Genomic DNA, 13,721 nt, shown 5'->3' with positions numbered 1-13,721 from the left:
CGTTATCCTCTCTTTCCCTGCCGCTTTTGGCAGTAGGCCGTATCCGAGCATTGATAGACAGTCGCATTCGTTTCATCCGTCACCTCGTCCAGAAACGTATGCGCACTGCCGCAATGACGGCAGGCACGGCCTGCGAATGTTTCGATTTCGAACGGGTAGTCTTCAAACTGCAGCGGCGTCACGTCCGTGTAAGGGGGAACCGCATAAATTTTTTTCTCGCGGCCGGCTCCGAACAAGCTGAGATGGTCGGCCTGATGCAGCTTTTCGTTATCCCAGCGGGGAATCGGGCTCGGCGCCATAATGTAGCGGCGGTGCACCATGACCGGATAGTCCGCGCCCAGCGTAATGCTGCCCCAGCGGACGATGCTTTCGTACAGCGTCAGCCACATCGCGCTGTAATCCATCTCCGCATGGCGGCGACGGGTCATTTCCTCGCGGGGCTCGACCTTGCGCAGCGGTTCGGGCTGCGGAACCTGCAGCACGAGAATTTGCTCCTCGCCCAGCCGTTCCTCCGGAATCCGGTGACGCGATTGAATGATCGAGGCCTCGGCCGTATCCTCCGTCGTCCGAATGCCGCTTGTTTCTTCCACAAGCCTGCGGATGCTGACCGCATTGACGCTATCGTCATTGCCCTGGTCAATAACCTTGAACGTATCGTCGCGTCCCAGCAGCGAAAGCGTAAGCTGCAAGCCGCCGGTGCCCCAGCCTCTGCCAATCGGCAGCTCACGGGATGCAAACGGCACTTGATATCCCGGTATCGCCACGGCCTTCAACGACTGGCGGCGTATTTCCCGCTTCGAGCCTTCATCCAAAAAGGCAAAGTTATATGCCGATACTTGAAACGGCCCCTGATTCGCGTTCTGCTTTCGCACGGTCATTTGCATCTGTCTTCTCCTCCTTCGGCTTCGCTTGCGGCCCTTCAGACTGCTTGTCGTCCCGCCGCGTCATTTGCGTTTGCTGCGCCTGTCTGATCCGGTCCAGCGACGATTGGAACGTAATATAATGCGGCAGCTTCAAGTGCGAGACGAAGCCGCCCGATTCCACGCTGTCGATATGCAGCAGCACGAACTCTTCGTCCTGCGCCGGAGCTGCGCCCTTCGTCTCCAGGCTTCTTTCGAGAATCGCCATGGCGATCGCCTTCAGCTCATTTTGGCCGAAGCATAAGCCGTAGCCCAAAATAAACTGCACGTTTCCCGACTCCGAATCCTGCTTGAACGAATTGATCGTCTCCACCTCGGTCATCAGCATTTCGCCGATGTACACGCTATCGCCGCTGTCTTCCCCGGCTTCGCCGGCTTGCCGAAACGGATGCGGGATGTGCACCTGCGTGTAGCCGACGCGAAGCTCTCCGATCGTCGGATGCACGACGCCGTATCCGCGCATGCTGCTGTAAGCAAGAGCCGTCATCGCTCCCGTCTCGCCGCGGGCCAGCGATTGCAGACGGGCCGATCTTGAGGCGGGAATCGTCAGCTTCTGCCGCGTAATGTCGAACGGTTCCTCTTCCCGCTCCTGCGCCCCGGTTGAACGGACTTGCGCCATGAGTCCTTGCTCGCGCAGCAAATCCGCCACCTTTTTAAACGAATACCGGCTGTCGCCTTCAGCGCTGTATTCCGCCATTCCGTCCAACGTATCCTCCATAAACGGCTGCATCGCGGCGGCGATATCCGCAGCGCTCTCTCCCCGCAAGGAGAAGTTCAGCATCCGGTGCGTATAATCGTAAGTCGGGCCTAGCACTTGACCGCCCGGAATATCGCGAAAAGAGGAGGAGATGCGGCGGATCACCCGCATCTCCGACGGCTCCATCATCCGCGAATAATGATTTCTCGGCAGCGTCGAGCGGTAGGCCCGAAGCAGGAAGGCCGCCTCCGCGGGATCGCCCTCCGCCTGCTTTAACGCAAGAGCGGCATACTCGGGGGCATACAGCCCGCCTTCGCCCATCATCCGGTCGACCAGCAATCGAAGCTGCCGCTCCAGCTGCTTGACATCGAGGCTGTGCTCCGAGCCTCTTAGCCTGTAGCAGCCGACCAGCTCGTTCGCACGGGCTATCGCTTCCTGCCCGCCGGTAACAGCAACGTAAGCCATGTTACGCACGCTCCTTTCGGATCAGAGTCGTTCTCGGCAGTGCGGCCAGCTGCCCGTCTGCCGTGAACAATATCATATCGATGCCCATCGGGTATTCCGCGTTCGCTTTGGCGCGCTCATCGAACCATACTTGACTCATGCCGCCGATAGTCAGCCTCCGGCTGCCGCGAATGCCCGGCCCCTGAAGCAGCCAAACGCCATCCGCTCCCTTTTCAGCCGGTCTCAAGCCGGCGCCGCCTTCCGATGCTGCCACGGCCGGCTCCGGCCAGATGCTGCCCTCCGCTTCTTCCCCGGCCGGCCCAACGCTCCCGTCCACATCAGCGGCGGCGAGGAAATCGACCTGCATGAACAGCGTCGCACCCCGCTCCGGCGCGGTCAGCGACCCGCGGTGGACGATCTCCATCACAGCGTGAATATCATCATCGGGCAAGCAGCCGCAGGCAAACACATAATCCGCGTCCTCCACGGTGGCAGTTTTGCTGAACGTGTGCCGGCGGATATAGTCTTCCAGCTCCGTTATAACGGCTTCTCCCCCGGCGCAGCTGCAGCCGCATACCGCAAAACCGACCTCGCCGTCCAATAGCGTTATCGCCAGCGCAGCCGCCATGTTCAGCCCGCTGCCGGGCAGTGCGAGCTTGCAGCCGGGCTCTGCAATGCTGCCGATTCGACCCGGCCGCGCCAACGCATCCAGCAGCTGCCGGTACATAAATTGAGTGTCATGCACCCGGTCAAACACCGCTTCCTCAACGTTTGGCATTGTACTCCTCCATCGTGTCAAAGTTCACCTTTGACTTCATCGCCTGATTGTGCTCCTTCCGGTGCCGCTGCGCGATATTTTGCTCTTCTTCAAACAGCAGCGCGGTCCAGGACTCGGTGATCGGGAGCTTGGCATGCAGCGCCGCGTCGACTACCGCTAACTGGTAAGCTCTTTCCGCATCTTCCCCCATCAGCACTCCGAAGCCGTAAACCTCTCCGATCTCGACCGTGCATTCGGTCACCAAAATTTCTCCCATGAAAAAAGGCTGCCGTGATACCGAGTCCCGCGCCTTGCTCATCACGAGGCTTTTTTCCGGCTGCCTGACGGTCCGAACCTCATAGCTCCGCTCCACTTGTCCGCAAAGACGCGCCAGCAATCCAGGATCGCCCTCGATTAAAACGCGCGTTATTTGTGACATTTTCACAGCTGTCATCCCTTTCTTCTTATGTTAATTTTCAGCCGGTTGCTGACGAACTCCACGCTGAACACCATAACGAATATGACGAGCGCCACGAAGCTGGCCTGGTCAAACTCGTACTGCCGCATCGCGTTGGCGATCTCCCAACCGATCCCGCCCGCGCCGACAATGCCGAGAATCGACGATTCGGCGATATCGACCTCAAGACGGAATACGCTCCAGGCGACAAAGGATGTAAAAACGCTGGGCACAACGCCCTGAAACACAATCTGCAGCCAGCCGGCTCCGGTTGCCCGCATCGCTTCGACAGCCCCTTCGTCGACCTCTTCGATCGATTGGGCAAACACCTTGACCAGCATGCCGACCGCATGCGTGCAGATTGCAAGAATACCGGGGAACGGGCCCATCCCGACGGCGACGATGAAGATAAGCGCCCATACGAGCGTAGGTATCGCACGCAGCAGCGATGCGAAGCCTTTGATCAGCCACGAGGTACGGGGGGATATATTTTCAGCCGCCAAAAACGATAGAAAGAAAGCGATGATTACCGCTAATACCGTCCCGACCAGCGCAATTTGCAGCGACTCCAATGCGGCCGCCAGCACATGCCTCCACTCATCCGCCTTCGGAGGAAACATCAATGCAAGGGAAGCGATGAACTTCATCGTTCCGTTCCATATTTTGATGTAATCGAAGTTCAACTGCACCAGGCAAAAGACGAAGAATGCGGCGCCCACTACGGCAATTCCCGTTAAGAACGGGTCCTTACGCGGTTTTCGCGGAAGCGGCTCCGACAAAGGCTTGTTCATTCCTACGTCACGGAGAGCCGCTGGAATAAGTTCCGTGCTCAAATGATTCGCCCCCTTATTTTACTCGTCGTCCATTCCGTTATTGTGATCAGCGCCACCACCATCAAAATCGCCAAACAAACCTCTTGAAATTGAAACAGCTTCAATCCCTTTTGAATCGCAAATCCGAGGCCGCCGCCGCCAACCATCCCGATGAGTGTAGAAGCGCGAATGTTCAGCTCCAACTTATATAGAGACCAGCCGATAAAGCCCGGCATAAATTGCGGCAGTACCGCCTGCGACAACACCTGGATATAAGTAGCGCCGACCGCTCTAAGCGCTTCGACCTGCCCCATATCGATTTCCTCGAGCATTTCCGCATACGCCCGGGTCAATGTGCCGATTGAGGTGATGATGAGCGCCAGTGTGCCGACCAGCGTGCCCAAGCCGTAAGCGGAAACGAGCAATATGCCCCAAATTAACGTCGGAATGTTTCGCAAAATGGAATTCATGCCGCGGACGATCGCCTGAAACGCCGGGTGGGGCGCTGTCGTGGCCGCCGCAAAAAAAGCCAATATAAACGAGATTAACGAACCGATCACCATCGCGACAAAGCTGATGTAGACCGTATCGAGCGCAGGACCGATCAGCTTCTTGAAGCTGGAAAAATCCGGCGGAAAAAAATCGAAAACAATAAACCGGAAAATTTCTCCGAGCCCGCTGTACAAACCGAACAGCGAAAATTTCGTTTCGACGGCGGACCAGACCGTTATCGCCAAAATACCGAGCGCGATCATCCATGAGGTCCGTTTTTTATCCCGCCGAATTTCCATTAACCGTGCTTCCATTGCTGCAGTTTCGCCTCCTTCCGCTATTTGTTGTAGATGAGGCCGGTTACCTCATCCGTCAGCTCGTCCGGAGCCCCGTCAAACACGACAGCGCCTTTGTGAATGCCGATAATGCGGGTAGCGTATTTTCTGGCTACCTCCACCTGATGCAGATTGACCAGGCAAGTAATGCCGTCCTCGCGGCAAATGGTGTACAAATACTGCATGATGTTTTCCGAGGTAACCGGGTCCAGACTGGCGATCGGCTCATCGGCCAATATGACCTGCGGCTTCTGCGACAGGGCGCGGGCGATGCCGACGCGCTGCTGCTGGCCCCCGCTCAGCTCATCCGCACGCTTATACATTTGCTGGTTCAGGCCGAGCCGCTGCAGTATGCTGTGCGCCTCTTCCGTGTCCCTTTTCGAATAAAAGCCTAATGCGCCGGTCATGCTGCTCATGTAACCGAGTCGGCCGTGCAGCACATTCCGCAGCACCGAAACGCGCTGGATCAGGTTAAAGCCCTGGAAAATCATGCCGACCTCGCGGCGCAGCTTGCGCACCTGTTGACCGCCTGCCTTGGAGGTATCCGTCCCGTTGAACAGTACGGCGCCCTCCGTCGGCTCCACAAGCCGGTTAATGCAGCGCAGCAGCGTGCTTTTTCCCGCGCCGCTCGGGCCGATTACGGCTACGAACTCGCCGCGCTCCACTTGCAGGCTTACCCCTTGCAACGCCGCCGTTCCGTCCGCATACACTTTTTTCAAATTACGGATTTCCAGAATCGCCGCCATTTTCTTCTTCCCACCTTCCTACTTTTTAAGAAGCTCGTCGGGACTCATATTCAATGCTTTTGCCGTATCCTTCACAATTTGATAATCCTTGTCCTCAATCGGATAAAACGCCTGGGTGCCGTTGCTGAAATAATCCGGGTTTTCCTTATGGTAGTTGAACATAAACTGCTTCACCTTCTCAACCAGATCGGCCGGCAAATCTTTGCGGTACGTCATTGGCCCCGACGGGATCGGATCCGACTTGGCCAACACCCGGTAGTCCGAATCCTTCACCAGACCCGCGTCTACGACTCGCTGGATACATGTGTCGCATACGCCCGCGCCGTCAGCCGTCCCTTTGGCAATTGCCAGGATGGACTTGTCATGACCGCCGGAAAATGAAACGTTGGAGAAAAAGCCTTCGACCTGATCGTTCGTAATGCCCAACGTTTTGATCAGGCTGCCTCTTGGAAACAGATGACCGGACGTGGAAGCCGGGTCGGCGAACAGGAAGCTTTTGCCTTTCAGGTCGGCGAGCGATTGCGCCTTGGAGCTGGCGGGTACGACGATCAAGCTGTAGTAAAAGGCGTCCTTCTGGCTTTTCGCTTTGACGGCGAAAGGCACCGCACCGCTCCGCTCAGCGGCAATGACATATGAAAAAGGACCGTACGAGGCGATATCGATTTTTTTCGTGCGCATCGCTTCTACAACCGCCGTGTAGTCATCCCCGACGAACAGCTCGGTCTTGATGCCTACCGCCTTGCCCAAATCCTCGGCGAATTTCTTGTTGCCCCGCGACAGCTTGCCTTCCTCCTCACCCGGCAGTACGCCGATCCGCAGCACCTCCGGCCATGCGCCGGCTTTCTCGTTTTTTACGGCAGTTCCTGGAGCGGCCGGCGCAGCGCCCTGCGCCATATTGTTGCCCGATCCGGAAGCCGGCGCGGTTCCACACCCTGTAATGAGCGCCAACAGCATGGCCAATACGAAGGCAGTGCTTCCTTTCCATGACGGCAACGGTTTCTTTCTGCTGAACATCATATTCATTCCTCATTCATTTTTAAATATGGGTTTGTGCAATTGCGGCTCAAGTTAAAATTGGATGGACACGCGGCACAGGTCCCCTCTGTATTTGGCCGATGTATATTCGACCAGCCGCCGCTTCTCGTCTCTCATCACGCTTTCGATATGGAGCAAATTCGTGTTCGGTGAAATTTGCAGGTAACGCGCTTCCCTGGCGGTCGGGTATATCGCTTGAAACGTCGACCAAATCCGCTCCAGCTGTACCGCATACACCTCTTCAAGCAGTGCGTACAGCGAATCGAACGCGGCCGTATGATCCAGCAGCTCCGGAAAGTATGCAACAGGCAGCCAGGTAACGTTCCATGTAAGCGGAATGCCGTCCGCGTAGCGCAATATTTCCAGGCGGAACGCTTCCTCCCCCTCGTCCAGCTCCAGCCCGTTTCTCACGGCTTCCGGCGGCGCCAGCTTCTCCTGCTTCATCAGCTTCGCGCCCGGCGTGCAGCCAAGCAGCCGCATCACATGGGAAAATCGCATGGCCGGAGTGATCGTATATTGAATGTCCAATGGCTTGTCGCAAACATAGTAGCCCTTGCCTTGATGGGAACGGATTACGCCCGTGTGTACAAGAAGATCGAGCGCCTGTCTGATCGTATAGCGGTTTTCGCGAAATCGTTTGCACAGCTCGGACTCCGAGGGAAATTTTTCGCCCGGCCGGTAAGGGCCGTCTTCAAGCTCGGCTTGCAGCATGTCGGCTATTTCAACATAGCGGGGAGTGGCTTCGAGCAGATCCAACTCCATGTGCATCATTACACCTCCATCATCATGATCACTTCATGACTTGAAGGTAACTTGTCGACATCAGAGCAATGTTATCGTTAAATAAAGATTATATTAAGGCCGCATTATCGACGGTCCGAACGCAGCCTCGAAAACTGCAAAAAAGCACGCATCCGCATGCGCGGAAAACGTGCTTTCATTGGATATGCCTCTGTTGCCTTTATTCGGAATCCGATTGAGCCAGGCCGCAATTCAGTGCATGGCTGTCTATCGGTTTGATGCATGCCTCTTTAATAGCTCGTAGAGGTTGATGATTATAAACCCGCGTCATTTGCCTTGCCGCCGACGGAATGTTTGCGCGCCGGACGGAATGTGAGAACAACGACGGCGACGATGATACACAGGCTTCCGATCAGCTGCACCGCATCCATCGCCGTCTGCAGAAACGCGATACCGACCAGCACGGCGGTCAACGGCTCGGCGCTGCTCAAAATGCTTGCCTGCGCGGGCGTGACGAACCGGAGGCTGTCCAAAAACAAATAAAAAGGGATGATTGTCCCGATAATGACGATAAACAGCAGCAGGGCATACAAGGATAACGACCCTTGACTCCAATCAAAATGCCACGGCGGATTGAACATACTCAATCCGACGCCGCCGATAACCATGCTCCAGCCAACAACCGGTACAGGCCCCCAGACCGCCAGCAGCTTCCTCGGGTATAACGTATAAAAGGCGGCGGCCAATGCCGATAAAATACCCCATACAAACGCTTCGACCGAAATGGATAACGTACTGACAGAGCCGCCCGTCGTCATAAAAAAAATGCCGACCAGCGCCAAAACAAACGCAATCAGCTCTTTACCCCCGGGCCTTTGCCTTAGCCGCATGGATACGAAAACAATAATGAACACCGGTCCCAAAAACTGCAGCAGCGTCGCTGTAGCCGCATTGCCGTAATGGATCGCTGCAAAAAACGTATACTGAACGCCGAGCATCCCCAATATTCCGAAAATAAGCAGCGTAATTCGGTCTTTCCTGTGCGACCAAACGGAAAAAGCGCTGCCCGTACCTTTGACCAAACACTGCAGCACAATCATCAGGATGCCGGCCGACAATAGCCGGACGGCGACCAATAGACCCGGTGTGGATTGAAAATGCTGAAAAAACAGCTGTGCCGCGCTCCCCGACAACCCCCAGCAGACGGCCGCGCCCAGCACCATAAATACCCCTTTATTTTTCATGCTTATCTTTTGCCCCTCGCTATATGCCAATAAACAATCTTATACTACCACATCCCTGCAGGGTACGGTATTACTATTCCGGATTTAAAACGCATAATCTATAAAATAGCAAGGATAAACGGTTTCGCCGTCCTTGGGAACGAGCGCGTTTGTCAAGGTTGTGCGAAGCAAAGTATAGCATCTTATACCTTCTATTCAACTGAAAAAAGAGCCTCGACATTACGTCACAGGCTCTTTTGCTCCGGGCTTATCCTATTGTAAAGGCTTGTCCGGATTCAATCATTTCATTGTCGGCCCCTGGGTGCGCTTGATGAACAGCGACAGAACAAGCGCGGCCACTGCAAAGCCGAGTCCGATGACAAAGGCATTGTGAACGCCGGCAACCATTGCCTTCGCTATTTCCGCAGGGGCGGTCGGGTTGGACGACCCTGCCAAATATCTGCCTTGTCCCGTGGACATAATGCTGATAAAGAAAGCGACGCCGATTGCTCCGGCCACCTGCTGCATCGTATTCAATATGGCCGTCCCGTGCGGATAATAATGCTGCGGCAGCTGGTTCAAGCCATTCGTCTGCGTCGGCATCATGATCATGGCTATGGCGACCATCAAACAAATATGCAGCGCGAGGAGTACCATTTTGGTAGTATCCAGATCAACCCGCGTAAACAACCACATTATGACGACGAGAAATACCATTCCCGGGATGACCAGAGCGCGAGGACCGAATTTGTCGAACAATTTACCCGTAAGCGGCGAAATGAGACCGTTCAATAAGCTGCCTGGCAGCATAAGCAGACCCGACGCAAAAACCGTCATCCCCAGCGCTCCCTGAAACAGAAACGGAAGCAGCGACATCGTCGAGAACAGCGTCATCATCATGATGACAAGCAGAACGGTTGTCAGCGTGAACATCGGATAACGGAACGCCCTAAGATCCATAAGCGGCTCTTTCACCCGAAGCTGGCGCAGAACGAACAGCAAAAGCGAGATGGCGCCGATCAGAACGGCTACGAATACCTGCGTGCTTGCCCATCCGCCATGCGACTCGCCCGAGCTGCTGAACCCGTAAACGATGCCGCCGAAGCCGAATGTCGAAAGAATGATCGACACGACATCCACTTTCGGCTTGGTAGGCTGCGATACATTCTTTAAATAAATGAACGCAAACACAATCGAGAAAATCGCAAACGGCAGCACTATGAAAAACAGCCAACGCCATTGCAGCGACTGAAGAATCAGACCGGAGAGCGTCGGGCCGATAGCCGGAGCGAACATGATGACCAGACCGATGCTCCCCATCGCCGCTCCGCGTTTCTCCGGAGGGTATAGCACAAGAATCGTATTCATCAATACCGGCAGCATCAGGCCGGTACCTGCCGCCTGGAGCAAGCGGCCAATCAGCAGTACGGAAAAATGCGGCGCAGCTCCACATACAAGCGTTCCGACGGTAAACAAAAACATTGCTCCCAAAAACATTTGCCTTGTCGTGAACCACTGTACAAGCAAGGCGGAAGCGGGAACCAGCACACCGACAACCAGCATGTATCCGGTTGCCAGCCATTGGAGCGTGGGAGCCGTCACGTTAAGCTCAACCATCAGCTCCGGAAACGCAACATTCAGCAGCGTTTCATTCAATATCGAGAAAAAGGCGCCAATCATTAGCGAAATCAAAATCGGCAGTCTCTTTACATCCCCTATCGGTTGGGATGCGGAGGCTGCAGCACCGCTCGCATTCATTAAATTCCCTCCTTCTTTAAACCCGGTTATTATAGTTCATATGGAAAAGGATTTCAAGTTTCGGTTCCGTCCTTTCCAGTACAAGGAAGCCGGCTATCTCTTATAATCTGCATGCTTGCGCATTTTAAACCGCCCTCCAGGATAACCGTATCGTACCGCTATAATGTTCGTATCGCCTTGAGCTTTACCCATAGAAAAAAGACCTCCCCGGCTTGCAAAGAGGTCCTGCGCAATTACGGATTCATTTCAATTCAACATAAAAAACGGATACTCCCGGGCGATGAGTATACTTGTTTGTTACAGTATCGTAACCTGGGGCGGATGGATATAATCCTGATAACGGCCGAATCCCCCTCATGGAAATAAACCCGATAGCGGTAGTTTACTTTTTCCCCCGGTTTAATCAGCTTCCCGCCGGCAAAATAAAAGTTGTTGGGCGCGAGCAAGCCGTAGTTGCGGATATGCCAATAGGTCGGATAGTTTTCATTGTCCGGATGGTCGAATGCGGCGATCCCGTATGTATAATCGCCGACCGCTCCGTAATAATCGCACCACTCCGCGCGTTGGCCCCAGCATTCTTGTTCCCCGATGGAGCCGTATGAATTGACCATGGTTCCGCCATTGTCGACCTTCATCGATTCGGTGACGCGAATGCCGAGCGGTCCCGCTTCCTTCGTCGCCCCAAATTCGACCTGGCCGTAATTGGCCGTAAACGTTGCATCCACATCGACGATCCGGCCGGCAGCCGGCGTACGGTAAACGGTCAGCGTTCGCGTTTCGTCAATTTGCGGCTTGTCCGCGAAGCTTGTCCACACATTATGCGCCGTAATCGTCGCGCATACAGGACCTCCGGCTGCGCGGGAAAAGTGCAGGTGCCGCTGCTTGCCGTGCCTGCCTTCCGGCTCGTTCCACATATCGATCCCGTTGACATCGCCGATGGCGAGCCACAGTGAACGATGATGAGGATGCTCCTTCGTTTCAAAATCGAGCCGGGTAAAGCTGTCTCCGTGCGGTCCCGCGACAGCCCCCAAATAAGGCTTCGCCACCGCCGGATCGAACACATAGGACGTGAAATAACGGCCGTCGATACTGATATCGAGCTTATGGCGGTTCGGATGAACCTCCACTCCGCCCGCGGACGGATCGGACTCGGCGGCTGCACGGTCATGAACGACTGCCGAGTAAGTTTTGCCGGAGCCCTTGGCCAATCGATCCACGATCAGCCGGATGATATACCGGCCTTCTTCTTCGCAGCATTGTACGGGCACTGGACGTCCGTCCTCGTCGCAGACGCTTAGCGATTCCAGCCTGCCGCCGTTCAACCGGGGGTCGTCCTTGCCCATAGCAAAGCCGACAGGACATTCATTCCGGTCGCGCGGACCGGCATTCACCTGAAATTGAAACGAAACCGTCATCGTATCGTACTCTCCCCTGCTATTGAAAATGAATGAAGGCCGCAATTGTTTTTATGTAATCATGCGACCTCTTAAAGCGAACCGTTTTAAAGCTTGTTGACGGAGGCGAGCTGACGAATGTCTTCGCCCGTCACATGCGACAGCTGATTTAAAAATTCAACCTGAAAGCTTCCAGGTCCTTCCTGCCCTTTTATTTTTGCTGCCGCTTGGGCGGCCGTGCCGTAATAAACAAGCGCAGCCGTCGCGGCCAGCAGCTTGTCCGGCTCAACTGCGGCAAAAGCGCCGATCACCGAGGTAAGCAGGCAGCCTGTGCCCGTCACTCTCGTGAGCAGCGCATCCCCGTTGTTCACGAGATAGGTTGCGGCGCCATCCGAGATGACATCGGTTTTACCCGTTACCGCGACAATGCATCCAAGCCGTGCCGCGGCTTGCTGCGCAAGGGCGACCGTATCGCCGGAGCCCTGACCGGCATCGACTCCTTTAATCTCCCACGCTTCTCCGATGACATTGGCGATTTCCGCCGCATTGCCCCGGATAACCGAAACGTTCACCTCTTTTAAAATGGCCCTCGCCGTATCGGTCCGGTAACGGGTCGCACCTGCGCCGACCGGATCGAAAATGACCGGCACGCCATGCCGGTTGGCGGATCGGCCCGCGAGCATCATCGCTTCCACTTCCGTCTCGTTTAAGGTGCCAATATTCAGTACAAGAGCGCCCGCAATCGCGGCCATATCGGCAGCCTCCTGCTTGGCATATGCCATGACGGGGGAAGCCCCCAGCGCAAGCAAGCCGTTCGCGGTAAAATTCGTTACGACCACATTCGTGATGTTATGAACAAGCGGACTCGCAGCGCGAACCTTGTCCAAACAGGCGATCAATCGTTCAAGCTCCACTTTAGTAACACTCCTCGTTTTAACAACTGAGAAAATTGTACCATATTTATGAACGGAAACGATAAATAAAGTGGCGGTCGATGCCTGCAGGTCGAAATTGTTTTTAAACGAACTTTCCATGCCGAATCGCGCTGTTCCCGGGTAAAATAGAGGTTGATAGCAATGAGAAAACTGAAAGCGGGTGCTGTTGATGAGCAGACGGTTGACGGGGCGGGTTGCCATAGTTACCGGGGCTAGCCGCGAACGAGGCATAGGGACCGCCGTATGCAGAGCGCTTGCCGCCGAAGGCGCGAATATTATGTTTACCCACTGGGGCCGCTACGATGAAAGCGACGGCTGCGGAGCGGAGCATGATTGGCCGACAAGCCTTCAAGAGGAATTGACACGGATGGGCGTTCGTTCGGCTCGTTTGGAAGCGGATTTGGCCGATCCCGATGTGCCGGCAGCGATAATCGAATATACGCGGAAAGAGCTTGGGGCACCCTCGATTCTTATTAACAATGCATGCTATTGTGTAGGCTGCGGGTTTCACGAAATGACCTCGGAGCTGCTGGACCGGCATTACCGGGTCAACATTCGCGGCACCTCGATGCTAAGCATGGAGTTTGCCAAACAGTTCGAGCAGCAGCTTCAAGGTATAGCGCCCGGACGCATCGTATTCCTGGTTTCGAAAGGCCCTGATCCTGACAACTTGGCCTATACGGCAACGAAAGGTGCGCTTATCGCATTGACGGAGCCATTATCCGTAGCTTTGGCGCCGCTAGGAATCACCGTAAATTGCATCGACCCCGGCCCGACCGACACCGGATGGATGAGCGACGAAATTCGCGGACGGCTGCAGCCGTTATTTCCGGCGGGACGCATCGGATTGCCGGAGGATGCGGCAAACGGCATTGCTCTGTTGTGCAGCGACGAAGCACAGTGGATGACGGGCCAGCTCATTAGGTCGGAGGGCGGCTTTATCGGAAAATAAAGGTGTTCCCGTCCTTTCAACGG

At 55.3% G+C, this 13,721-nt stretch carries 14 protein-coding genes; 1 reads left to right on the top strand and 13 read right to left on the bottom strand.

Features of this window, described 5'->3' with window-relative positions; genetic code table 11:
* Positions 1-2: 2 nt before the first annotated feature.
* The 13 genes from E1757_RS02735 to thiM all read right to left on the bottom strand — a co-directional run bounded on the left by E1757_RS02735 (position 3) and on the right by thiM (position 12,725).
* Entirely contained in the window at positions 3-884 is an 882-nt protein-coding gene (locus E1757_RS02735; protein ID WP_165971925.1) for an alpha-D-ribose 1-methylphosphonate 5-phosphate C-P-lyase PhnJ, read from the bottom strand.
* Positions 823-2,082, bottom strand: coding sequence for a carbon-phosphorus lyase complex subunit PhnI (locus E1757_RS02730; protein WP_133225272.1), 1,260 nt, complete (start codon positions 2,080-2,082; stop codon positions 823-825). The genes E1757_RS02735 and E1757_RS02730 overlap by 62 nt, the downstream gene beginning before the upstream one ends.
* A 1-nt stretch (position 2,083) precedes the next feature.
* Complete coding sequence (gene phnH / locus E1757_RS02725; RefSeq protein ID WP_133225271.1) at positions 2,084-2,839, bottom strand: phosphonate C-P lyase system protein PhnH; 756 nt, start codon at positions 2,837-2,839, stop codon at positions 2,084-2,086.
* Complete coding sequence (phnG, locus tag E1757_RS02720) at positions 2,826-3,257, bottom strand: phosphonate C-P lyase system protein PhnG (protein ID WP_165971924.1); 432 nt, start codon at positions 3,255-3,257, stop codon at positions 2,826-2,828. Before phnG ends, phnH begins: the two co-directional genes overlap by 14 nt.
* A gap of 11 nt (positions 3,258-3,268) precedes the next feature.
* Positions 3,269-4,108, bottom strand: coding sequence for a phosphonate ABC transporter, permease protein PhnE (phnE, locus tag E1757_RS02715; protein WP_246078985.1), 840 nt, complete (start codon positions 4,106-4,108; stop codon positions 3,269-3,271).
* A complete protein-coding gene (phnE, locus tag E1757_RS02710; protein ID WP_133225269.1) occupies positions 4,105-4,893 on the bottom strand; it encodes a phosphonate ABC transporter, permease protein PhnE in 789 nt (262 codons plus the stop codon). Before phnE (E1757_RS02710) ends, phnE (E1757_RS02715) begins: the two co-directional genes overlap by 4 nt.
* Before the next feature lie 23 nt (positions 4,894-4,916).
* Positions 4,917-5,660: a phosphonate ABC transporter ATP-binding protein gene (gene phnC / locus E1757_RS02705; RefSeq protein ID WP_133225268.1), complete on the bottom strand. Its 744-nt coding sequence runs from the start codon at positions 5,658-5,660 to the stop codon at positions 4,917-4,919.
* 18 nt (positions 5,661-5,678) lie between these two features.
* Positions 5,679-6,677 carry a phosphate/phosphite/phosphonate ABC transporter substrate-binding protein gene (locus E1757_RS02700; protein WP_246078984.1) on the bottom strand — a complete coding sequence of 333 codons (999 nt, stop codon included), beginning with the start codon at positions 6,675-6,677 and terminating at the stop codon, positions 5,679-5,681.
* A gap of 51 nt (positions 6,678-6,728) precedes the next feature.
* Positions 6,729-7,466: a GntR family transcriptional regulator gene (locus tag E1757_RS02695; protein ID WP_133225267.1), complete on the bottom strand. Its 738-nt coding sequence runs from the start codon at positions 7,464-7,466 to the stop codon at positions 6,729-6,731.
* Positions 7,467-7,750: 284 nt separating this feature from the next.
* Positions 7,751-8,680, bottom strand: coding sequence for an EamA family transporter (locus E1757_RS02690; RefSeq protein WP_133225266.1), 930 nt, complete (start codon positions 8,678-8,680; stop codon positions 7,751-7,753).
* A 279-nt stretch (positions 8,681-8,959) separates the two neighbouring features.
* The gene (locus tag E1757_RS02685; RefSeq protein ID WP_133225265.1) at positions 8,960-10,417 is read right to left on the bottom strand and encodes an MDR family MFS transporter; all 1,458 of its coding nucleotides are present in this window, start codon (positions 10,415-10,417) and stop codon (positions 8,960-8,962) included.
* Between the two features lie 251 nt (positions 10,418-10,668).
* A complete protein-coding gene (locus tag E1757_RS02680) occupies positions 10,669-11,832 on the bottom strand; it encodes a DUF6807 domain-containing protein (RefSeq protein WP_133225264.1) in 1,164 nt (387 codons plus the stop codon).
* Positions 11,833-11,918: 86 nt separating this feature from the next.
* Positions 11,919-12,725 (bottom strand): hydroxyethylthiazole kinase, encoded by an 807-nt coding sequence (gene thiM, locus E1757_RS02675; protein ID WP_246078983.1) that lies wholly within the window; start codon positions 12,723-12,725, stop codon positions 11,919-11,921.
* Between the two features lie 190 nt (positions 12,726-12,915).
* Between thiM and E1757_RS02670 the strand changes: the two genes are divergently transcribed.
* The gene (locus tag E1757_RS02670) at positions 12,916-13,698 is read left to right on the top strand and encodes an SDR family oxidoreductase (RefSeq protein ID WP_133225262.1); all 783 of its coding nucleotides are present in this window, start codon (positions 12,916-12,918) and stop codon (positions 13,696-13,698) included.
* Positions 13,699-13,721: the final 23 nt, after the last annotated feature.

The sequence above is a fragment of the Paenibacillus piri genome (assembly GCF_004354045.1).
GTDB lineage: Bacteria > Bacillota > Bacilli > Paenibacillales > NBRC-103111 > Paenibacillus_S > Paenibacillus_S piri.
Note: the sequence above shows the minus strand (reverse complement) of the source record. Positions and strands in the feature narration are given on the sequence as shown.